Source organism: Proteocatella sp. QWL-06 (assembly GCF_058684135.1).
In genome coordinates this window covers 1,585,846-1,607,822 of record NZ_CM178755.1, presented here as the reverse complement: position 1 = coordinate 1,607,822, position 21,977 = coordinate 1,585,846, and the positions used below count along the sequence as shown (strand labels likewise).

Below are 21,977 nucleotides of genomic sequence, written 5' to 3'. Positions count from 1 at the left end.
AAATTTTGAATAATAAAACAGGAGGGCTTTATGGGCAAAGTAATAGTGGTAACTTCAGGAAAAGGTGGAGTTGGCAAGACTACATCAACAGCTAATATAGGAGCAGCGCTTACCAAGCTGGGAAACAAGGTAATAGTCATAGACGGGGATATAGGACTGCGAAACCTTGACGTGGTAATGGGTCTGGAGAACAGGATAGTATTCGACCTTGTAGATCTGATAGAAAAGAAATGCAAGCCCAGACAGGCCATGATAAAAGACAAGCGCTTTGACGGACTCTACCTCATACCGGCGGCTCAGACAAGAGACAAGGATGCCATAAATCCGGAGCAGATGAAAGAGCTGTGCGATGAGCTCAAGGAAGAATTTGACTATGTAATCGTTGACTGCCCTGCAGGGATTGAAAACGGATTCAAGAATGCCATCGCCGGCGCAGACAGCGCTATCGTAGTTACGACTCCGGAGGTTTCAGCAGTAAGAGACGCAGACAGGATAATAGGACTGCTTGAGGCACATTCAGTCGATGACATAAATCTCGTTGTAAACAGAATAAAGATGAACATGGTAAGAAACGGAGACATGCTCGATATAAATGACATCCTGGATATCCTGGGAATAAAGCTCATAGGCGTGGTGCCTGATGATGAGAACGTTGTAATATCAACCAACAAGGGAGAACCCGTGGTAGAATACAACAATTCTCTTGCAGGAACTGCATACAGCAATATAGCCAGGAGAGTAATGGGAGAAGAAGTCAAGTTTCTGGAGCTTGATGTACAGGAAAGTTTCTTCAGAAGATTCCAGAAGCTGTTTCTTAACAGATAGTTTTTAAAGAAAGGATAACTATTATGATAAACTTTGGTTTCATGTCATCAAAAAACAAGTCTAAGGATGTTGCAAAGGAAAGGCTTAAGCTTGTGCTTATGCAGGACAAGGGAAGAATGTCAAACGAGCTTCTTACAAAGATAAAGGACGAGATAATAATCGCGCTTGAAAAATACGTAGAAGTGGGAAGCGCATCTGTGGATGTTGAGCTCACAAAGATGGAAAATGAACATGGAGAGCTTGTTAATGCACTCGTTGCAAACATACCTATAAGGACAGTAAAATAGTAGTTGAGGAAAGAAATGGATAATAATTTAAATAAAAAGAAATATGACTGGTCGCTTTTACTTATAATATCGATACTTTTTGTAATAGGTATAGTACTTATCACGAGCGCAACACAGTTTGATAAAAAAAGGCTTATAATACAGAGCGTATCCTTTGCAATGGGGATGACCGCGATATTCATGTCTGGAGTGCTTGATTACAGGATACTCAAAAGGTATGACACGCATCTTTACATTGCGACTATAGCGCTGCTCCTGCTTGTTTATGTACCGGGAATAGGAAAAGCCCAGTTCGGAGCAAGAAGCTGGATAAATCTCGGCTTCATGGATTTTCAGACGTCAGAGGCCGCCAAGATAACCTTCACGCTTGCGTATGCTTCATTTCTTGACAGAAGGAAGAACAGGCTCGATACGATGTCAGAAATACTGCCGGCTCTTGTATATCCGGTTCCGATACTGTTTCTGCTGCTCAAGCAGCCGGATCTTGGAGGAGTCATAGTTTTTACTTCAATAACGCTCGTATGCCTTTTTGTTGCGGGACTGAATCTTAGATTCATCTTCAATTCACTGGTTATATTTGCACTTTCAACCCCTATAATATACAAATTCATACTGAGGGATCACCAGCGGGTAAGGATAGACGCCTTTCTCAATCCCGGAGACCCTTCATATGAAGGAAATTTCCAGGTAATACAGTCAATGACAGCAATAGGCTCAGGCGGATTCTTCGGCAAGGGACTGTTTAACGGCACAATAAGCCAGTATGGTTTCCTTCCGGTTACCGAAAGCGACTTCATATTCGCAGTGCTCGGCGAAGAATTTGGATTTGTAGGAATGGCTGTAGTGATAATACTTTTCTTTCTTTTTCTGAGCCGTATATACTCGATCTCAAAGCATGCAAAGGACTTCTATGGAACTCTGGTAACGACTGGGTTCATGGGAATGCTCTTCTACCAGATACTCCAGAACATAGGAATGACGATAGGTCTGATGCCGGTAACGGGCGTGACGCTGCCATTTGTCAGCTACGGCGGAAGCTCGATGCTCACCACCATGATGATCATAGCGCTTATAATGAACATATACAGCAAATCGCATTCAAGCTTTGCATACTGATGAAATTAACAATCCCTGCTACAGACATCGATCAAAAGGTCTGGAGCAGGGATTTTTGCATCTTTTTGATTAAAGTATATTAAAAAACCTATGCCAGCTGCAGTGAACTCCTTAGAACTTCTTTAAGAAGCCTGTAGCAGTTGTCTACGGATTTTATTGAAACGTGCTCGTCAGGAGAATGCGCATCGAATGCATCCGGTCCGAATGAGATCATGTCCATGTTCTCAAACTTCTCGCTGAATATTCCGCATTCCACTCCTGCATGTATAGCCACTATCTCAGGAGCGCTTCCAAAAAGTTCGCTGTGACAGCTCACGAACAGATCTCTTATCTTTGACTCTGGGTTAAAGCTCCACTCAGGGTATTCATTTGAAAGTGTCAGCGAAGCACCTGCATAGTCGGCAAGCAGCTGAAGCTTTTCAGCAATCTCGTGCTTCAGCGTCTTTACGCTGCTCCTTACAGCAGAGTAAAAGCTGATGTATCTTTCGCCCGTTTCGAGCACACCAATATTCAGAGACGATTCCACAAGTCCAGGGATATGTGCGCTCATGGTCTCTATCCCATTTGGATGGTGGTTGAGCATGAATATGAGATCTCTTTTTGATTTCATATCAAGCACTCTTGATGAGCTATCTTCAAGTTTCGCTGCTTCGATGAGGACTCCATCATCCTTTAGCGCAAATTCACTTCTCAGGACGCTCGTCCATTTCTCTGCAAAATCAGCAAGCACTTCACGGCTGCCTGCATTTATCGCTATCACTGCGCTTGCCTCTCTTGGGATAACATTATCCTTAGAGCCTGCATGTACAGACTGGATTTCAAACTTCATGGTCTTTGCAAGGTCTCTCAGAATCCTTCCAAGAATCCTAATGGCATTGCCTCTGCCAAGATTTATCTGAGCCCCTGAGTGGCCGCCGCTCAGTCCCTTTACATCAAGGCTGTAGAGCTCATAGTCTGTTTCAAGGAAAGTCCACTCAGCAGGAAGATCGAGCCTGCTCCTCAGTCCACCGGCGCAGCTTGTAAGCAGCTTTCCTTCTTCTTCTGAATCTATGTTTATAAGTATTCTCGAATCTATCTTTGATGAGTCGAGCTCTTTCGCTCCCGTAAGGCCGGTTTCTTCCTGTACGGTAAGTATTACCTCAAGCGCAGGGTGGCTGAGATCCTTTGAGTCAAGCACTGCCATTGCCATTGCGACCGCGATTCCGTTGTCTGCTCCAAGCGTAGTGCCGTCTGCATATATCATTCCATCTTTCACGACAAGGCTTATCGGATCCTTGCTGAAATCATGTACTATATTCATGTTTTTTTCGCATACCATGTCAAGGTGACCCTGGAGCGCCATCGAAGGAGCAGCTTCATAACCAGGCGTGGCCGGCTTTTTGATTATGATATTGTAAATCTCATCCTGAAACACCTCGAGATTTCTTTCCTGTGCAAACCTTACCATGTAATCACTTACTTCTTTTTCGTTTCCTGAGCATCTTGGAATTTTAGATATTTCCTCAAAGAAATAAAAAACTCTTTCTGACTCAAGACCTTCAAAATGATTCATACTGATACCTCCTGTTATTTTTATATAATAATGATAACACATAGCGACCTTATTATCCATCCATTTTAAGCCGCAATTCAGAAAAATCTGAGAAAAAAGCTGATTTTTTGCATAGTGAAATCTGTTGACTTTGAAGGCGGAAACAAGTAATATCATAGGTAATAAAAGTATTGGAATATGGGGGAAGAGAGCATGCTCACAGCCGAGGAAGCAGTTTTCTGTTCAGTCAGTTTTATTTACGGAATGTGCACAGGTAGTTTTCTGAATGTAGTTATATACAGATTGCCCAAGGGGATATCGGTGATATCAGGGCGGTCATCCTGCAGAGATTGCGGCTCTCAGCTGAAGGCATATGAGCTTTTGCCGGTTATAAGCTTCGCATTGCTTCGCGGAAAATGCGCTCACTGCGGCTCATCGATTTCCCTCAGGTATCCTGTCGTTGAGCTCATTTCAGGTCTAGCGGCAGCAGCATCATATCTTGCATATGGCATCTCCGTGAGAGCCCTGCTCTTGTTCATTATGGCGGCCATTCTCATAGCAGTAGCGTTCATAGACATGGATACTATGACAATACCGGACTCACTCGTCGTATCTGCAGTCCCAATCGCTCTGATTCTGGCGCTTATGGACTCCGCTCTTACGCTGGCCTCAGCAGCGGCAGGCTCGCTTTCTGTCAGCGTTTTCATGATCATCATGAACCGGATAGTCCCGGACAGCTTCGGGGGAGGAGACATAAAGCTCATGGCAGTATGCGGCTTCTTTTTGGGATGGCAGAATGCGCTGCTCTCGTTTTTCATAGCGGTATTTACCGGTGGGACATTCGCCGTCTGGCTTATTGCGAGCCGGAGATCAGGGCGAGGCTCTCACATGGCATTTGGCCCGTTTCTGTGCCTTGGGATATTTGTTTCGATGATAATGGGCATAAGGATAGTAGAATCATATATAAACATGCTTAAATTTTGATAATTTAATGAGGAAAGAACAGGATATGGATTACGAAATAATAAGGACAAAGAGAAAGACGGTTGCCATCTCTGTATCCAGAGAGCAGAAGATAACAATCAGGACGCCGCTTAAGTTTTCTGCAAGAGAAGCTGAGCGTATAATAAACGAAAATTCCGACTGGATAAAAAAGCAGCTCCACATTATGAAGGAGAGATCAGAAAACAGCATATACAGCAGGCTTTCTGAATGTGATATACAATTTCTTAAGGAAAAGGCGAAAAAGGTCCTTCATCACAGGGTAAGCCACTACTCAGAGATCATGCAGGCAGAGCCTGAGGGGATAAAGATAACCTCTGCAAAGACAAGATGGGGGAGCTGCAGCGCAAAAAACAGCCTTTGCTTTTCATGGAGGCTGATGCTGCTTCCTGATGACATAATAGACTATATAGTAGTGCACGAACTTGCGCATATAAGAGTCAAAAACCACCAGAAGCAGTTTTATGACGAGGTGAGGCGATATATGCCTGATTACAGGGAAAGAGAGCTCAGGCTCAAGAAAATACAGAGGGAATTATAAGAATCTGATAAAAATAAATCAGGTTCTTTTTCTATTTGTGTTGACATAAAAAGTAAATGTGATATACTACATAAATATAGAGTACCATAAAGCGAGGTGAGTATAATAAATTTATCAAAGAGACAACTTGAAATCATAGAGATTGTTAAAGAATCGCAGCCCGTAACAGGAGAGACCATAGCCGGAGAGCTGGGACTCACAAGGGCAGCCCTGAGATCAGACCTGAGCGTGCTGACGCAGCTCGGATACCTTGCAGCAAGACCTAAGGTAGGTTATATACTGCAGGAGAGGATAAATATCTCAGCAGAGAAGATACTTAAGAAAAAGGTTTCGCAGGTGATGAGCATAGCGGTTGTAATAGATGACAAGGAATCACTTCATAATGCGATGGTAAAATTCTTCCTCGAAGACGTGGGAAGCATATTCGCAGTAAATGAGAAGGGGCTCAGCGGGATAATATCAAGAAAAGACCTCCTCAAGAGCGCAATTGGAGAAAAAGACCTCAACTCAGTTCCTGTCAGCATGGCGATGACGAGAATGCCAAATGTTGTAACAGTGGATGAGAACGCAAATGTGCCTGAGGCGATAAACAAGCTGATAGTGCATGAGATAGACAGTCTTCCTGTAGTGCGGACTGATGAAAAAAACGGATTCATAGAGATCGTAGGAAGATTTACAAAGACAAATGCTACAAAATTGCTGGCAGAACTGATAAAAAACTAGAATATAAGGAGTATATTTGATGAAATTAAACATATTTGTAATTTCAGACTCGCTTGGAGACACAGCTGAACAAATTGCAAAAGCTTGTGTTGCTCAGTTTGACACAGGTAATTATGAGATTAAGAAGCGTTCATATGTGCTTGATGAGGAAACGCTTATGCCTATCCTTGAAGAAGCGAAAAACTGCAATTCAATCCTGGTATATACGCTTGTGGAGCTTGAACTGATCGAAATGATAAATAAAGTCGCTAAGGAATACGGGATACCATGCATGGACATAATGGGTGGGACTTTAAACGCCTTATCTGAAAAATTTGCGATGCAGCCAAGCCGTGAGGCCGGAGTTATAAGAAAGCTCAACAAGGCATATTTCAAGAGAGTAGAAGCCATAGAGTTTGCAGTAAAATACGATGACGGCAAGGACCCAAGAGGCCTCAAGCAGGCGGATGTAGTGATACTTGGAATATCAAGGACCTCAAAGACTCCGCTTTCAATGTATCTCGCAAACAAGAACATAAAGGCAGCCAATGTACCGCTCGTGCCAGAGTCGCTTCCACCAAGGGAAATATATGAAGTCTCTCCTTCAAGGGTGATAGGACTCATAAATTCTCCGGAAAAGCTCAATCAGATAAGAGAGGAAAGGCTCAAGGCGCTTGGACTTACAAGTGGCGCAAATTACGCGTCCATGAGCAGGATACTCGAAGAGCTAGACTATGCAGACAAGATAATGAAGAAAATAGGATGTCCTGTGATTGACGTTTCAAACAAAGCAATCGAAGAAACAGCTGATATAATTATAAACATTTTGAAAAAACAGGGTATAAGAATATATAATGACTAATGCTAAAGGAGAAAACCAATGAAAAAGTTCGTCTATAATTTTAAAGAAGGTAACAAGGACATGAAGAGCCTCCTTGGAGGAAAAGGAGCAAACCTTGCAGAAATGACAAACATCGGCCTTAACGTTCCGCCGGGATTCACGATAACAACTGAGGCCTGCATACAGTACTCTGAAGAAGGAAAGACACTCTGGCCACAGCTTCTTGATGAGACATTCGAAAAGCTTGCTCAGCTTGAATCTGAGACAGGAAAAACATTCGGTCACGGCGAGAACCCGCTTCTTGTCTCTGTAAGATCAGGATCAGTATTTTCAATGCCTGGAATGATGGATACTATACTTAACCTTGGACTTAACGACGAAACGGTTCTTTCTCTCATAAAGAAGAGTGGAAATGAGAGATTCGCATATGACAGCTACAGGAGATTCATACAGATGTTCTCTGACGTAGCTATGGGAGTAGCAAAATCAAACTTTGAGCATCAGCTTGAAAAAATGAAGCATGAAAAAGGCGTTGCCAACGACACAGACCTTGATGCATCAGACCTGAAGACGCTTGTAGAAACATACAAGGAGATATACAAAAGAGAGCTTGGAACAGATTTCCCGCAGGATACAAAAGAACAGCTGAAACTTTCTGTAAAGGCTGTATTTGATTCATGGGACAACCCTCGTGCAGTAATATACAGAAATCTCAATGAAATTTCACACAAGCTCGGAACTGCTGTAAATATCCAGAGCATGGTATTTGGAAACATGGGAGACAGATCAGGTACTGGAGTTGCCTTCACAAGAAACCCAGCTACAGGAGAAAATAAGGTGTTTGGAGAATTCCTGATGAACGCACAGGGAGAGGACGTGGTTGCAGGGATAAGGACGCCACTGTCAATAGATGAACTTGAGTCTATCATGCCTTCGGTATATGATCAGTTCATGAAGACTACTCAGATACTTGAGAACCACTACAGAGACATGCAGGACATAGAATTCACTATAGAAGACGAAATACTTTACCTGCTTCAGACAAGAACAGGAAAGAGAACTGCAAAAGCGGCAGTAAACATCGCCGTAGACCTTGTAGAAGAAGGAAAAATCACAAAATCAGAAAGCGTTGGAAGAATAGATCCGCATATGCTTGAGCAGCTTCTTCACCCAAGCTTTGATGAGAAGGAACTAAAAAATCATGAGCTTCTTGCAAAAGGACTTCCAGCATCTCCAGGGGCAGCTTCAGGACATATTTACTTCACAGCAGAGCATGCAGTTGAAGCCAAGGAAAAAGGAATACCGGTAATACTTGTGAGACAGGAAACTTCTCCAGAGGACATTTCCGGAATGATAAACTCAGAAGGAATCCTTACGGCAAGAGGCGGAATGACATCGCATGCCGCAGTTGTTGCAAGAGGAATGGGAAAATGCTGTGTTGCAGGATGCCAGGAAATAAGAATAGATGAGCATGCAAAAACCATGAAGGTAAAGGATATGGTCCTTACAGAAGGAGACGTTATATCACTAGACGGATCTACAGGAAATGTATACCTTGGAAGCATACCAAAAGCGAGCCTCAGCCTTATCGAGAATTTTGAGGTATTCATGGGCTATGTAAACGAGTTCAAGACCATGAAGGTAAGAGCGAACGCAGACAACCCGAGAGATGCAAAAAAAGCCATCGAGCTTGGAGCAGAAGGAATCGGACTTTGCAGAACAGAGCATATGTTCTTTGACGAGGAGAGAATCCTTAATGTAAGAAAGATGATAGTTGCAGAGACTCTAGAAGAAAGAGAATCAGCGCTCAAGCTTCTGCTTCCATATCAGAAGCAGGACTTCATAGGAATATACGAAGTGATGAAGGAGCTTCCTGTTACAATAAGACTTCTTGATCCGCCGCTTCACGAATTCCTCCCAAATACAGATGAGGACATAAAGGAAGTTGCAGATGCAATAGGAAAATCATTTGATCATCTGAAGGATGTTGTAGAAAAGCTTCATGAGTTCAACCCTATGCTTGGACACAGAGGCTGCAGACTTGCAGTGACATATCCTGAGATATACAGAATGCAGGTAAGAGCTATAATCGAGGCAGCAATAGAGATGAAGAAATCAGGCATCAATGTTCAGCCAGAGATAATGATACCTCTTATATGCGCAAAGGCAGAGCTGGAATACATCAAAGGATTCCTTGTTGAGGAGATAAATGATATATTCAGCGCTACAGGAGAAAAAGTAGAGTATACAATAGGAACTATGATAGAGGTTCCAAGAGCGGCTATAACTGCAGATGAGATAGCAGAGGAAGCAGAATTCTTCAGCTTTGGAACAAATGACCTTACTCAGATGGGATTCGGATTCTCAAGAGACGATTCAGGCAAATTCCTGGAGGAATATGTGAAAAAAGGCATACTTGAATACAGTCCATTCGAAACTCTTGACAATAAAGGAATAGGCAAGATGGTAAAGATGGCGGCTACGCTCGGAAGAGAGACAAAGCCGGGTCTGAAGCTGGGAATATGCGGAGAGCATGGAGGAGATCCAAAATCGATAGCATTCTGCCAGACCGTAGGGCTTGACTATGTGAGCTGCTCACCATTCAGAGTGCCGATAGCAAGACTTGCCGCAGCACAGGCAGCCATAAGCGATGGAACAGTAAGAGATAAATAAGAACAAATATAGATAACCATAAGGCCCTATTGTGAAAAATCACTTTAGGGTCTTATGGTTTGTTAATAAAAGGCAACGTATATAGGCTATTGGTATATATAGAATTTCGTCCTTGATTTTTGCTGTTTCGTCCTGTTCGTGGTTTTTGAAGTGAGAGTTGGGTTATAATTGCTTTAAAGTTACTAATTATTTTAGATATAAAAAATATATTCCATTATCTGGGTGTTTGTCCTTAAGAATTTCACAAGTAAGCCGATATATTAAGTAACTAGATTAATTTATAATTTTTTTAAAATGGGAAGTAAATTTAATAACAATCTATTTACTATAAAATATTTAAGACCAGCTAGTAATTGTCAATGATTTTTGATAAAAATTTATTTATGGTTTTTATGGCACTACAAATAGGCCAAAAAAATATTCGAATTTTGAATGGCCTGACTTTTAAATGGTTCGTATTCAGCCGTTAGGCTACTTGCAGATATTGATTTTCAACATACATCTTACAGTGTAGCTCAGGGTGACGAATTTCATATGACTTTTGATTCTTTAATATGGAAAATATATAACCCAATAATTTTTTCATGACAGCAACAATGCCTACCTTCTTGCTCTTACCATTCATATTTTCTTTGTAATAGTTAAGAAGTACGCTGTTTGTTGCAAGACCATTTCGTTTGCTTCTAACCGAAGCAAGAGCGACAGCGTAAAGAGCTCTTCGGCCCGTGCGTGTTCCTCTTTTAGAAATATGATTATTGGAGCCTTTGAATTTTCCGGATTCATTTACCGAAGGATCAAGTCCGAAAAATGCAACCAGCTTTTTTGATTTTGCAAAATTTTTAAAATCACCAATTTCACTTATAATTGTTATAGCAGTTACTTCACCTATACCAGGTATTGATTGAAGCAACTCAATATTTTTAAGAATATCAGTCGGTATTCTGCCACTTGAAAGCAGATTTTTGATTTCGCAGAGAAGTAAATCTATTTGAGTTTCAAAGTTCTCTATAATGCTTATATTAGCTTTCAACTTAACAAACAGACTATCTGATGATACTCCAGTGATAAGGGATTCTTTTGCGGCAGCAAGTAGAAGGTCATACTTGTTTTCAGCGTACTTCATGCCTTTCCTGGAAAGTTTCAACAACAGGTCTATGATTTCAGTTTTGTCAGCTGAAAGTATATCAATTGGTCTTGGATACTTCTTCAATATCTGCAAAGATGATTTTGATGTAGTATCAGAAAAAATATTTAAATAGCCAGGAAAAATTACTCTTAATTCATTAGATAATTTTTTCTTGAATGTAGACTTAGTATCGGTCAGCTTGTAATATTCACGACAAAGTGATTTCAATGTATACAGCTCTTTATCGAAGTTACTGGATACCTTAATATTTTGGAATTTGCATATTTTAGCAATGGCAAGTGCATCTTGTTTATCATTTTTTACTTTTCTAATATCGAAATTTTTGTTAGAATTAGTGATAAGAGGATTGATAGTGAACACATCAAACTTATTATCATTTAAAAAGTGGAAAAGAGATATATGATACACGCCAGTGGATTCCATGAAGGAGGCAACCTTCATGTCATATTTTTCTTCCACTTTTTTTATTTCAGAAGCTAAATATTCAAATCCATCCAAAGTATGATTTATCCTGAATGACTTCCTGTATACCTCACCGTCAGGTGCCAAAATGGCAACCATTGAAAATTCTGCGGCAACATCGATTCCTACAACTGGTCTATTAATATATTTGTTCATTGTCAGTATCTCCTTATTTAATATATTGAGATAGAATTAGAGATTCCATTTTCTATCAGCAACTCTACAACCTTGTTTGTGACACGGATAATTCCCTTCGGGAAATCCAACCAGCTAAACATAGAACTTTTACTGATGGAATGATACGCTTTTTTGCGGGTATGGGATCCAGTGATCCTCCCAGGAGGTTTACATCTATCCTCTATTCAATAAAGATTATACTACATTTGGCAAAGTTGAATTTTCAAAAAGGAATAAATTTTATATGATATATTCAATAATCCGCCAGGATTTGAAATATATACAAAAAAATTAGTAGTTCGTAATGTTCGGGTTTTATTAGTTGAATTAAAACCATAAATTACTAACTACATTATACAAGGAGGTTGGTTATGCTAGATACACCAATGCTTTTTTCATTCTTATTTTTTATTGCCTTTATATTAGAACTTATCTTTGGCGTAGCTATAATATATATGAATCCGAAGGGCAAATTAAATAGACAGGTTTTTTTAATGTCTATTTGCCTGTGTTTTTGGTCATATGGTTTTGTTATGTTAAATTCAGCTGAAAGTATGGAAGTTTGTCTGTTTTGGCGCAGATTTTCTGCCATTGGCTGGACAATGGGTTATGCAATTCTTCTACATATGATCCTAATACTTACAGGTAGGAACAATTTATTAAAAAGAAAACACTATGTTTTTATGTATTTGCCGGCTATGATTTGTCTGTATATTTTTGCCATTTCATCAAAGATATCTATAGGTCAATATAATTTTGTAAGAGGCATGCATGGATGGGTTAATATTCCTGTTAATAATATATGGGATATGTTTTTTTATGGATACTATATTATCTATCTAATTATAGTCCTTTGGCTATTAGTGGATTGGAAAAAAAGCACACAAGATCAGGGGCAAAAAACTCAGGCCAAAATTATGCTTGGATCCATAATAGCCATGGGAATTTTAGGCACTATTACGGATGTTATACTAAACAACGTTCTCAAGAACCCAATTCCTCAAATGGCACCCATATTTAATCTAATTCCTGTTATAGCCATTCTTTATACATCTAAGATGAACAGCTATATGAAGGAAAAAGTAGAAGGTAAGGATGATTTAATATTAACAGCTACAACAAGGATAGACCTTTATTTCTACTTTGCACTTTTATATTTGGCAGGTGGAATTATTACATCAGCTGTTTACTTTATGAAGAATTTAACAACTAATGACGGTAGTATGGAGTTTACCGTCTATTTTAGTCTGTTTTTATATCTAATAGGTTTATTCATTATATTATTTCAATTTATCAACAATAATAAGCTTAAAAATACTTTGGTTCTGGGAATTATTCTGCTGAGTATACCTATGATTACCCTTTCATTTTTAGACTATGGGGCTATAACTGTTTGGGTTTTTCCTATTATACTTATGGTTCTATCTTTGGTTTTTAACTCACAAATCGTGTTGTTATCTATAACCACAATCAGTATAGTAACCCAAATAATAGTATTCTTAAACGCTCCAACTGATATTATAAAAATGGATCAATTTGATTATTTTTTAAGAATAGGTATCTTTTTAATAGTATATGTTGTGGGGGTCGTAATAAATAAGTTATACGTAAATAGGTTAAAAGATAATATAAGCAAAACTAAAGGTCAAAAGTTAATTTCAGATATATCCTATAAGTTTGTAACAGCCAGTGAAGAAAATATAGATGAAAAAGTTACTTCTTTATTAAAAAATATAGGTGAACACTTTGGTGCTGATAGGTCTTATATATCGCTTATAGATTTTGAAAATAACATCTTATCCCAAAATTATGTATGGGCTAATGAAGAGGTATCTTTAGGTGCAGAAAAGGTAGAAAACTTATCTTTGGAAAATTTTCCCTGGTGGATAAAAGAGTTAAAGGATAAAAAATTAATTCATATTGGAAATATAAATAATCTTGGAAAAGAAGCTCAGATAGAAAAGGAGATTCTATTAAGTCTTAATGTTAAATCATCCATAGTTATTCCCATGGAATCTAAACTGGGACTCATGGGTTTTATTGGATTTGATACAGTAAAGGACTTTAAAAGATGGACTGATGATGATATAGATTTGTTAAATATATTAGCAAATATCTTATCAGACGGTCTTATAAAAATAAAGTCTGAAAAAGAAATTGAATATATGGCATATTATGACCAACTCACAGGGCTAGCCAATAGAACTCTCTTTACTGATAGATTAAAACAGGCTATAGAATTATCTAAAAGAAATGAAAGATTTTTAGCTGTAGTTTTTATGGATCTTGATGGCTTCAAGATGGTAAATGATACTATGGGACATAGTGGTGGGGATGAACTTCTAAAGAAGTTTGCTGAAAAGCTAAAGAAGATTTTAAGAAAGGCAGATACAGTTGCAAGGTTTGGTGGGGATGAATTTTTAATGCTTGTCAACAATGTAGAAGACCTTGATAGCATAAAAAATGTTGCTAATAAAATAATGGATAATTTCAAAGAACCAGCCATAATAAATGAACTCGAATTCTTTATTACCGGGAGTGCAGGCGTTGCTGTATACCCAGTTGATGGAGAAGATGCAGAAACCCTAATAAAGAATGCTGATATAGCCATGTACAGGGCAAAAGCTGGTGGAAAAAATAGGTATATATTTTGTACTGAAAACATGAAAGAAGAAGTTAAAAAGAATATGATTTTATCTAATCACCTTTTCAGAGCAATTGATAAAGAAGAATTAGTAGTATATTACCAGCCGCAAATGAATTTTAAAACAGGAGAAATAATTGGACTGGAAGCACTCTTGAGATGGAGACATCCTGAGTTTGGAGGTGTCCCACCAAGTTCTTTTATTCCTCTAGCAGAAAAGAATGGGGCAATAAACAGGATTGGAGAATGGGTTTTAAGGACAGCCTGTATACAAAATAAAAAGTGGCAGGAAATGGGTCTCTTATACGCAAGGGTTGGGGTTAATCTTTCAGCCGTACAATTTAATGATCCCCTAATTGTAAAAAAAATAGAAAGTGTCCTTAAGGATACAGGAATAGAGCCAAAATACTTAGACCTTGAAATAACAGAAAGTGTTGCAGTTAAAGAAAATTCTAATGTTATAGAAATACTAAATAGATTAAAAGAATTAGGTGTATATATATCTATTGATGATTTTGGTACTGAGTATTCATCCTTAAGTAGATTAAAATTATTACCAATAGACCGAATAAAAATAGATATGCAATTTATTCACGGGATAGAAGGAAATGAAAAAGACCAAGCCATAACAAAAATAATAATAAATCTAGCTAAGAGTCTTAACCTAGAAGTTATAGCAGAAGGGGTAGAAACAAAAGGACAGATGGAGTTTTTAAATCAAAAAATGTGTGAAGAGGCACAAGGATATTATTATTATAAACCCATGCCCGCTGAAGAGTTAGAAGAAATACTAATAAATAAAATAATAAAATTATAAAAATGTAGGGGGATTAAAATGGAAAAGAGAGCTTTAAAACAATCAACAATCAATAGGGCACTAGGTTTTTTAAATGTTTTATTCTTTATTGTTCTGGCAGTTTGTATAATAATTGTTAGCAATTCATTTAAGGATTTAGTAAAAGCAGAAGAAAGAAAAGCAGAGTTCAAAGAACTTGGTATTGCACTTGCAGATGGGTCTAAATATTTAACAGATGAGGTAAGAAGATATGTTCAATTTGGGGATGAAGTACATTTTAATAATTATTGGAAAGAAGTAAACGAAACCAAGTCAAGAGATAGTGTAATTACAAGGCTTAAGGAATTAAATGCACCAGAAGAAGAACTTGCACTAATTGAAAAGTCAAAAATGACATCAGATAATTTAATACCAATAGAAGAGTCGGCAATGAGAGCAACTAAAAATGGTGATTTTGATGCCGCCCGTAGATTAGTATTTGGAACAGAATATGATGGCTATGTTGAAAAAATAATGAGCTATGTAGATGAGTTCCAAGAGACTATGAATAATAGGACTGAAAAAGAGTTTCAAAAGGAGATAGACGATGTAACTAAGGGAATATCATATTTAATTATAACAGTTATCCTCTTAGCAATTGTAAATTTATCTAACCTAATATACTCTACAACAATGGTTATTAAACCCCTTATTAAATTTAAAGATAGTATGTTGGCCCTTGCCAGTGGGGATTTAACCTTTGAAAACAACATTGCTCATAATAGTTCAGAGATAGGGAAACTATCAGAAGCTATATCAAAAACTAGAAGCGATATGAGAGGTCTAATAGGAAATATTATAAGTGAGGTTAATAATATAGAGGAAATAGAAAAGAGTATTGACAACAATATAAGCGAATTGAATTTTGATATAGAAGGTATATCAAGTAATGTTGAAGAATTATCAGCTAGTATGGAGGAGACCGCAGCTGCATCTGAGGAAATGGCCGCAACATCCCTTCAAATAGAATCAAATATAAGTAATGTTTCCAATAAGGCAAGTGATGGTTCTGAGAAGGCATTGCTTATTAGTCAAAAGGCGAAAGAAGTTAAAAATAGTGCGGAGACAAATCAAATTGAAACTAAAAAATTAATTGCAGAAACAAGCAAGAATCTAAGATTATCTATTGAAAAAGCAAAGGCTATAGATGAAATAAATATGTTGGCTGAATCAATAAAAGAAATTACAAATCAAACTAATTTATTGGCACTTAATGCAGCTATAGAAGCGGCAAGGGCAGGTGAAGCAGGGAGGGGATTCAGTGTTGTAGCAGATGAGATTCGAAAACTTGCTGAACAATCTAAGGTGGCAATCAGTAAAATTCAAGATAAAACAAGGGTTATCGTTTCATCTGTTGAGGAATTAATTAGTGGTTCAAATGATGTAATAGATTTTATGGATAAAAGGATTATGCCAGACTATGAAGTATTAGTAAAGACAAGCCAAGATTATAGTCAGGATGCTGATTTCTTTAATCAATTATCATCTGATTTAAATAAATTATCGGAAGAAACACTAGTATCAGTACAAGTAATATTAAGAGTAATAGACAGCGTTGCATTAGCATCTACACAGGGGGCACAAGGAGTCACAGATGTGGCAGGGAGAGTAGCAGAAATAGTAAACAAGTCTGGAAATATAGTGAACTTGGCAAATAATGCGAATGAAAGTGCAGGAAGGTTAAAGATAGGGGTTCGAAGTTTTAAATTATAAGATAATTACTCATACTTCGCACTTCAAAAAGTGCCTATGAACCTTGAAAATTCAATAATATTTGACAAATAAAAAGCATGAAAGCCCCGTTTTTGGTATAATTGAGTTATCAGAAACAATAAATCAAAACCGGAGGTTCATGCTATGAAAATAATAACACAAAAATACGAAATTGATAATACTGTTTCTTCAAAGATATCAAGTTTTTTTAAGACTTACAGGGTGGGCTCAATACTAAAAGCTTCTAATGGATGTAAATCAAAAGGCATTGCTGCAGTAGCAATTTTTCAGTACATCTTTTCTCTTGTCTTCTTCAACAGAAGCATGTATATGGAGATGATGTCCGAAAAGCGTTTAAACAGCTTCGCTAAGGATTCCGTATATAGATTTGTAAAATCGGCCAACATAAACTGGCTCCGCTTTACGACAATGCTTTCATCAAGGATTGTAAGCACAACTATCGAGAAGCTTACAGATGAAGAACGAATAAATGTTCTTATCATTGATGACACTATGTTTGAAAGAAACAAGTCCAAGAATGTTGAACTTCTTTCAAAAGTATTTGATCATGCAAATTCAAAATTCAGAAGAGGCTTCCGCCTGCTCACGCTAGGCTGGTCTGACGGCAATACATTTCTTCCTGTAAACAGCTGCCTGCTTTCTTCTGAAAATATGAAAAACAGATTCAATGAAGCTGAAGATCTGGACAAGAGGACCGCAGGTCACAAGAGAAGAGTTCTTGCTCAGACAAAGGCTACACTTGTGATGCTTGAACTGATTAAAGAAGCAATTCATTATGGAATCCCTGCAAAGCATGTGCTTTTTGATACATGGTTCTGTTCGCCGTTATCCCTGACTTCAATTAAAGACATGGGGCTTGACTCCATAGCAATGACCAAAAAGACACCCAAAATGCATTATCAATACAACGGTGAGATGCTTCCGGTTACTGCGATATACAAGCAGAATCGCAAATGAAGGGGGCTTTCAAAGTACCTGCTTTCAGTCGATGTCAATGTAGTCAAAGACAAAGTCTCGATTCCGGCAAAGCTTGTATTTGTAAGGAACCGAAACAAAAAGAAAGACTATCTTGCAATAATTTCTACAGACATAACCCTGGATGAAAATGAAATCATCAGAATATATGGCAAAAGATGGGACATAGAAGTATTTTTCAAGATCTGCAAGTCATATCTGAAACTGACTAATGAATGTCGATCTTTATCTTATGATGCAATGACAGCTCATGTAGCTGTTGTATTTACAAGGTATATGATGCTTGCTGTTGAAAACAGGACATCTTCCGATAAACGAACTCTTGGTGAACTGTTCTATCTGGTAGCTGATGAAATGTCTGACATAAATTGGATGCAAGCATTTCAAATGCTTATGGATGCATTTTTATTAACTTTAGCAGATAAGCTTTCGCTTACATCAAGTCAGCTGGAGCAATTTATGGATTCTTTCTTTGAGGCACTTCCTTCATCAACGAAAAAGTGTCTTGGTTTGTGTATCTAAGATAGTTGATTCATGTCAAATATTGAATTTTCAAGGTTCATAGAATAATATTCATGTGCGAAGTATGAGATAATTACAAGAGTTTAAAAAGGATACTGATGCATCTGGTGTTTATACCCTTGTAAAAGGTGTAAAGAATACAGAATTTATAATAGATGCTGATGAGGCGGATCTAAGGGTTGATATAGGAACCCAATATGACTACTATAACGTAATGGATAGTGCCTTTAAAGGTTCACCCTATTCTGATGAAAGCTTTAAGACTGATGAGTATGGCATAACAATGACTGGCTACGCACCTATTAAAGATAATAGCGGAAAAGTTGTTGCCATAATTGGCGTAGATGTGGATGTATCATATATTAATGAACAGAATAAACAAATCCTTACAAATATAGGTATTATTTTAGTGGACTCATTGTAAAATCAAATTGAACTAATAAAAAATCCATAGTGACCTTTTCTGTTGTAAAATAGTTTTACGACAAAAAATCTTATACAGAAAGGTGATCACCATGGACTATACACAGTTTACACCAAATCCGCGAAAGAATAAACACCTGACTTTGACTGAGAGGATAAAAATCGAGCTTATGCTTAGGGAAGGTAAGTCAGCTTATGCTATCTCAAAAGCTATGAACCGCCCTATAAACACCATTTTAAACGAGATCAGGCGTGGCACAGTCGATCAGATAAAAGTCGGCATAAGGATCAGAATCTACCTTGCTGATGCCGGCCAGGCCAGATATACGGAAAACCGCAAGGCTTGCTGTAGGTAGTATCAAGTGCTGGAATGCGAGGATTTCGTCCAGCACATAGAAACGGCCATGATTGAAAATTCCTGGTCGGTGGACGCTGCCGTGGGCAGAGCCCGGGAAACGGCATCTTTCAGTAAAACCCTTTGCACCAAGACCATCTACAATTACATCGACCTGGGGCTCCTCCGGGTCAAGAACCACCACCTTCCCCTCAAGCTGCGACGCAAGGCAAAAAGGAAGCGTCATTCGGAAGAACAAGAAGATCTTGGGCGACAGCATCAGCATTCGCCCCGAGCATATCAACGAACGTCAGGAATTCGGTCACTGGGAGATCGACACCGTCATCGGTTCCAAATCCAAGAAGGATGAAGCCCTGCTGACCCTGGTGGAACGGAAGACCCGAAACACACTGGTAAGGAAAATCCTGGGGTACAAGGCTCCGGAAGAGCTCTTTGACTCGGAGCTGGACCTGATCTATGCTCGATAAATATTACAACAGATTTTCAAGGTTCAAAGGATTAGTTCAATTTGCTATTGCAATTTAGGAAATTTATTTATAAAAATTTCGAACCCATATTCAGGAGTAATAGCATTTGATGGCGGATTACCTGTTACTAAGTAAACGGTAAACCATGAGTACTGCCTTAAAATTAAGCCGCCAAATTTGGCGGCAAGGGTTACTTTATTTTAACTGTGTCTTACATTCCTCTGGAATTTCTGAAGACCAGGGAAGAAGTTTATCCAGGAATCCAAGATCCTTGTCATCTATATGCTGAGGAATCTCCTCAAGCAAATATTTGAAATAGTGATATGGATTGAGGTTATTAGACTTAGCCGTTTCAGCAATACTGTATATTATAGCGCTTGCCTGAGCACCATGGATTGTGTCGATTAACTTCCAGTTATTTCGACCAACACAAAATGGTCTTATAGCAGCTTCAGTTGCGTTATTATCAATTGGAACATTTGCATTTGAAAGAAATACTTTCAGATATTTTTCCTGGTTGAGGCAATAAGTAAAACCCTGACCAGTTTCAGACTTAGGCATTACTTCATGTTGATGGGATTTAATCCAATCAAAGAAGGCCTCCACGAGAGGTTTCAAAATCAGCTGTCGCTGTTTTAGACGTTCCTCTGGTTCAAGCTCTGAAAATTGAGATTCAATCTTGTAAATAGCAGATATCTGCTTAAGTGCATCCTGTGCAAGGGTACCTTTGGATTTTTCCTTTCCAAGGGACTTGACTAGGTTGGCAAATCGTCGCCTCGAATGACTCCAGCACCCTGCAACAGTTATATCAGGTGAGTTCTTATCCATAGAATGATATGCCTGATATCCATCGGAAACTAAGACTCCTTTGAACTTTTTGAGAAATTTTTCCGGATGCGAAGCATTACGCGTCTTCTGATAATTATATAGAATTATCGGAGCTGAAGTATGCATCTTGCCAGTGCGATATACCCACATGTAACTTTTGGCTCCGGCGCTTCGGCCATCTTTGGAGACTTCTACAGTGGTCTCATCAGCCTGACATATATCACTTTCCAGAAGCTTCTCATGGAGTCTGTCGTAGAGAAGTGAAAGATATCTTTCTGAAGTGAGTATGGTCCAGTTAGCCATTACCTGCCTCTTAACATTGATACCGTTTCGCTTGAATTCCTGCTCTATCCGGTACAGAGGCATAGCATTGACATATTTGCTGTTAAGTATTGCCGCCTGGAGAGACGGAGTCACGATGCTGTTTCTAAGAAGACTAACTGGTCTTGGAGCCTTTATTATAGTCTCATTATCTGTACCACAATAAACAGCTACATGATGTTCTTCAACTTCAAATATCGCTGGACGAAATGAAAGACGCTTGTATACCTCATCCGGTAAACGCCTCCAGGACGTACCAAATTTATTATTAAGCTCCTCATCAGAAATGGTATGCTCGATTATTTTAACAGGGAGACCTTTGAGGTCCTCGTCACGCTTGCCTTTTTGCTTAGTTTTGCGTTTTGTGACAACTTCGATTTCATATATTTCAGGGCATGCCTCTTTGAGGGTAGGTTCCGTAGACAGCTTATCGCTGAATACAACCTCCGCTTCGTTGAATATCATATAAAACTGACCGTCAAGGTCTACTTTTTCAGTAGATCTTCCGAATCGGTTTTGTTTTGCAATCCCAAGCTGTTCAATCAGAAGATCGAGCTTCTGATTCATTTCGGCGAGCTGTAGTTCTTGTGACTCAGCTATCTTCTGAATAGAAAGATACATTGCAATAATGTCTTTCTTAGTGAATTTCGCCAGTTGATTTTCTGTAAGTTTCTTTTCCATAATTTTAGATTATCATAAAAAATTATGGTTGTACATTAAAATACAAGAACTTTCAAAATCTGTGGAAAACCTTGAAAACTCTTGTATTTGAAGGTGAAAGTTATTAACAGGTATTTACTTTTAGAATGCTCTTACAGGTTGAATTTTCTTAACTGCTTTAGGTTGATCTATGGACAATCCTTCAGTTAACCATCTTAACTGAGCCTGGTTAATGGATCTTACTTCATCTTCATTTCTCGGCCACTGATACTTTCCATCCTCAAGGCGTTTATACAGAAGAAGGAATCCATCGCCCTCCCAAAGAAGGGCTTTGATTCTGTCAGTCTTTCTTCCACAAAAGAGAAAAAGACTGTTTTGGAAAGGATCCAGATTGAATTCCTGCTGTATTATTCCGGCAAGACCATCTATTCCTCTGCGCAGATCTGTATATCCGCAGGCAATATATATGCTGTCAAAGCCGGAGGCATTGTTAAACATCAGCTATCACCTTCAGTACTCTTGATAGAAAGTCTGTACTTACATTTTCTGACAGCTCTACAGAGACTTCTCCGATCCGAATTATCAAATCTGGATCAAAGGATGAGTTTGATGAACTGGATTTATCAGGTATTAAGCACGGAACTTGGACAAGCTTCGAATTCTGCCTTGTAGCAGATATAGATTCACTCGCAGCCTCCCTTAGACGTCTTTGCCAGTAATAGAACTGCTTTTCATTAACATCATGCTTTTCGCACCATGCTTTTACAGTCATACCGCTTTCGCGGCAGGTTTTCACAATCGGAAACCACTGAGAAAGTCTGTATTCTTTAGTAGTGCTATTTGTACTCATTAAATAATCCTCCGAGTTTTTAGAGTTAACTTTAAAAACTTTAAAAAATCGCAAATTGG

The 21,977-nt window shown here is 38.5% G+C and carries 19 protein-coding genes; 14 read left to right on the top strand and 5 right to left on the bottom strand.

All coding sequences use genetic code 11. The features are described from left to right. Positions 1-30: 30 nt before the first annotated feature. Genes minD through rodA form a run of 3 tightly spaced genes read left to right on the top strand, consistent with a single transcriptional unit; the run spans position 31 to position 2,228 of the window. Complete coding sequence (minD, locus tag AC4PGZ_RS07600; RefSeq protein ID WP_492158034.1) at positions 31-825, top strand: septum site-determining protein MinD; 795 nt, start codon at positions 31-33, stop codon at positions 823-825. A gap of 23 nt (positions 826-848) precedes the next feature. After that, complete coding sequence (gene minE / locus AC4PGZ_RS07595) at positions 849-1,112, top strand: cell division topological specificity factor MinE (protein WP_492158033.1); 264 nt, start codon at positions 849-851, stop codon at positions 1,110-1,112. A gap of 15 nt (positions 1,113-1,127) precedes the next feature. Next, positions 1,128-2,228, top strand: coding sequence for a rod shape-determining protein RodA (rodA, locus tag AC4PGZ_RS07590; RefSeq protein WP_492158032.1), 1,101 nt, complete (start codon positions 1,128-1,130; stop codon positions 2,226-2,228). Positions 2,229-2,316: 88 nt separating this feature from the next. Here the strand turns inward: rodA and AC4PGZ_RS07585 are convergent, their stop codons facing one another. Further along, the gene (locus AC4PGZ_RS07585) at positions 2,317-3,780 is read right to left on the bottom strand and encodes an aminoacyl-histidine dipeptidase (RefSeq protein WP_492158031.1); all 1,464 of its coding nucleotides are present in this window, start codon (positions 3,778-3,780) and stop codon (positions 2,317-2,319) included. Between the two features lie 192 nt (positions 3,781-3,972). Between AC4PGZ_RS07585 and AC4PGZ_RS07580 the strand changes: the two genes are divergently transcribed. The 5 genes from AC4PGZ_RS07580 (at position 3,973) to ppdK (ending at position 9,518) form a co-directional block, all read left to right on the top strand. After that, positions 3,973-4,743 carry a prepilin peptidase gene (locus AC4PGZ_RS07580; RefSeq protein WP_492158030.1) on the top strand — a complete coding sequence of 257 codons (771 nt, stop codon included), beginning with the start codon at positions 3,973-3,975 and terminating at the stop codon, positions 4,741-4,743. A 25-nt stretch (positions 4,744-4,768) separates the two neighbouring features. Further along, positions 4,769-5,302, top strand: a complete 534-nt coding sequence (locus AC4PGZ_RS07575) for a M48 family metallopeptidase (RefSeq protein ID WP_492158029.1) — start codon at positions 4,769-4,771, stop codon at positions 5,300-5,302. 96 nt (positions 5,303-5,398) lie between these two features. Further along, complete coding sequence (locus AC4PGZ_RS07570; RefSeq protein ID WP_492158028.1) at positions 5,399-6,025, top strand: helix-turn-helix transcriptional regulator; 627 nt, start codon at positions 5,399-5,401, stop codon at positions 6,023-6,025. Positions 6,026-6,041: 16 nt separating this feature from the next. Next, positions 6,042-6,866 carry a pyruvate, water dikinase regulatory protein gene (locus AC4PGZ_RS07565; RefSeq protein WP_492158027.1) on the top strand — a complete coding sequence of 275 codons (825 nt, stop codon included), beginning with the start codon at positions 6,042-6,044 and terminating at the stop codon, positions 6,864-6,866. A gap of 18 nt (positions 6,867-6,884) precedes the next feature. Then, positions 6,885-9,518: a pyruvate, phosphate dikinase gene (ppdK, locus tag AC4PGZ_RS07560; RefSeq protein ID WP_492158026.1), complete on the top strand. Its 2,634-nt coding sequence runs from the start codon at positions 6,885-6,887 to the stop codon at positions 9,516-9,518. 466 nt (positions 9,519-9,984) lie between these two features. On the opposite strand, the gene AC4PGZ_RS07555 is transcribed toward ppdK, so the two are convergent. After that, a complete protein-coding gene (locus AC4PGZ_RS07555; RefSeq protein ID WP_492158025.1) occupies positions 9,985-11,283 on the bottom strand; it encodes an IS110 family RNA-guided transposase in 1,299 nt (432 codons plus the stop codon). 392 nt (positions 11,284-11,675) lie between these two features. Between AC4PGZ_RS07555 and AC4PGZ_RS07550 the strand changes: the two genes are divergently transcribed. The 6 genes from AC4PGZ_RS07550 to AC4PGZ_RS07525 all read left to right on the top strand — a co-directional run bounded on the left by AC4PGZ_RS07550 (position 11,676) and on the right by AC4PGZ_RS07525 (position 19,259). Then, complete coding sequence (locus AC4PGZ_RS07550) at positions 11,676-14,765, top strand: EAL domain-containing protein (protein ID WP_492158024.1); 3,090 nt, start codon at positions 11,676-11,678, stop codon at positions 14,763-14,765. 18 nt (positions 14,766-14,783) lie between these two features. Then, entirely contained in the window at positions 14,784-16,496 is a 1,713-nt protein-coding gene (locus AC4PGZ_RS07545; protein WP_492158023.1) for a methyl-accepting chemotaxis protein, read from the top strand. A 144-nt stretch (positions 16,497-16,640) separates the two neighbouring features. Further along, positions 16,641-17,474, top strand: a complete 834-nt coding sequence (locus tag AC4PGZ_RS07540) for an IS4 family transposase (RefSeq protein WP_492158022.1) — start codon at positions 16,641-16,643, stop codon at positions 17,472-17,474. 18 nt (positions 17,475-17,492) lie between these two features. Then, positions 17,493-18,014, top strand: a complete 522-nt coding sequence (locus AC4PGZ_RS07535) for a transposase (RefSeq protein WP_492160255.1) — start codon at positions 17,493-17,495, stop codon at positions 18,012-18,014. A 515-nt stretch (positions 18,015-18,529) separates the two neighbouring features. Further along, positions 18,530-18,793 (top strand): helix-turn-helix domain-containing protein, encoded by a 264-nt coding sequence (locus tag AC4PGZ_RS07530; protein WP_492158021.1) that lies wholly within the window; start codon positions 18,530-18,532, stop codon positions 18,791-18,793. A 244-nt stretch (positions 18,794-19,037) separates the two neighbouring features. Further along, positions 19,038-19,259 (top strand): hypothetical protein, encoded by a 222-nt coding sequence (locus tag AC4PGZ_RS07525; RefSeq protein ID WP_492158020.1) that lies wholly within the window; start codon positions 19,038-19,040, stop codon positions 19,257-19,259. A gap of 195 nt (positions 19,260-19,454) precedes the next feature. On the opposite strand, the gene tnpC is transcribed toward AC4PGZ_RS07525, so the two are convergent. The 3 genes from tnpC to tnpA all read right to left on the bottom strand — a co-directional run bounded on the left by tnpC (position 19,455) and on the right by tnpA (position 21,918). Further along, the gene (tnpC, locus tag AC4PGZ_RS07520) at positions 19,455-21,089 is read right to left on the bottom strand and encodes an IS66 family transposase (protein ID WP_492158019.1); all 1,635 of its coding nucleotides are present in this window, start codon (positions 21,087-21,089) and stop codon (positions 19,455-19,457) included. 120 nt (positions 21,090-21,209) lie between these two features. Beyond that, on the bottom strand, positions 21,210-21,566 hold the full coding sequence (tnpB, locus tag AC4PGZ_RS07515) for an IS66 family insertion sequence element accessory protein TnpB (protein WP_492158018.1): 357 nt from the start codon (positions 21,564-21,566) through the stop codon (positions 21,210-21,212). Beyond that, complete coding sequence (tnpA, locus tag AC4PGZ_RS07510; RefSeq protein ID WP_492158017.1) at positions 21,559-21,918, bottom strand: IS66 family insertion sequence element accessory protein TnpA; 360 nt, start codon at positions 21,916-21,918, stop codon at positions 21,559-21,561. Before tnpA ends, tnpB begins: the two co-directional genes overlap by 8 nt. Positions 21,919-21,977 lie beyond the last annotated feature (59 nt).

What these genes read in the sequence shown, in the direction of transcription:
- minD (WP_492158034.1), top strand. Translation starts at nt 31, where the DNA reads ATGGGCAAAGTAATAGTGGTAACTTCAGGAAAAGGTGGAGTTGGCAAG.
- minE (WP_492158033.1), top strand. Translation starts at nt 849, where the DNA reads ATGATAAACTTTGGTTTCATGTCATCAAAAAACAAGTCTAAGGATGTT.
- rodA (WP_492158032.1), top strand. Translation starts at nt 1,128, where the DNA reads ATGGATAATAATTTAAATAAAAAGAAATATGACTGGTCGCTTTTACTT.
- AC4PGZ_RS07585 (WP_492158031.1), bottom strand. Translation starts at nt 3,780, where the DNA reads ATGAATCATTTTGAAGGTCTTGAGTCAGAAAGAGTTTTTTATTTCTTT.
- AC4PGZ_RS07580 (WP_492158030.1), top strand. Translation starts at nt 3,973, where the DNA reads ATGCTCACAGCCGAGGAAGCAGTTTTCTGTTCAGTCAGTTTTATTTAC.
- AC4PGZ_RS07575 (WP_492158029.1), top strand. Translation starts at nt 4,769, where the DNA reads ATGGATTACGAAATAATAAGGACAAAGAGAAAGACGGTTGCCATCTCT.
- ppdK (WP_492158026.1), top strand. Translation starts at nt 6,885, where the DNA reads ATGAAAAAGTTCGTCTATAATTTTAAAGAAGGTAACAAGGACATGAAG.
- AC4PGZ_RS07555 (WP_492158025.1), bottom strand. Translation starts at nt 11,283, where the DNA reads ATGAACAAATATATTAATAGACCAGTTGTAGGAATCGATGTTGCCGCA.
- AC4PGZ_RS07550 (WP_492158024.1), top strand. Translation starts at nt 11,676, where the DNA reads ATGCTAGATACACCAATGCTTTTTTCATTCTTATTTTTTATTGCCTTT.
- AC4PGZ_RS07545 (WP_492158023.1), top strand. Translation starts at nt 14,784, where the DNA reads ATGGAAAAGAGAGCTTTAAAACAATCAACAATCAATAGGGCACTAGGT.
- AC4PGZ_RS07540 (WP_492158022.1), top strand. Translation starts at nt 16,641, where the DNA reads ATGAAAATAATAACACAAAAATACGAAATTGATAATACTGTTTCTTCA.
- AC4PGZ_RS07530 (WP_492158021.1), top strand. Translation starts at nt 18,530, where the DNA reads ATGGACTATACACAGTTTACACCAAATCCGCGAAAGAATAAACACCTG.
- tnpC (WP_492158019.1), bottom strand. Translation starts at nt 21,089, where the DNA reads ATGGAAAAGAAACTTACAGAAAATCAACTGGCGAAATTCACTAAGAAA.
- tnpB (WP_492158018.1), bottom strand. Translation starts at nt 21,566, where the DNA reads ATGTTTAACAATGCCTCCGGCTTTGACAGCATATATATTGCCTGCGGA.
- tnpA (WP_492158017.1), bottom strand. Translation starts at nt 21,918, where the DNA reads ATGAGTACAAATAGCACTACTAAAGAATACAGACTTTCTCAGTGGTTT.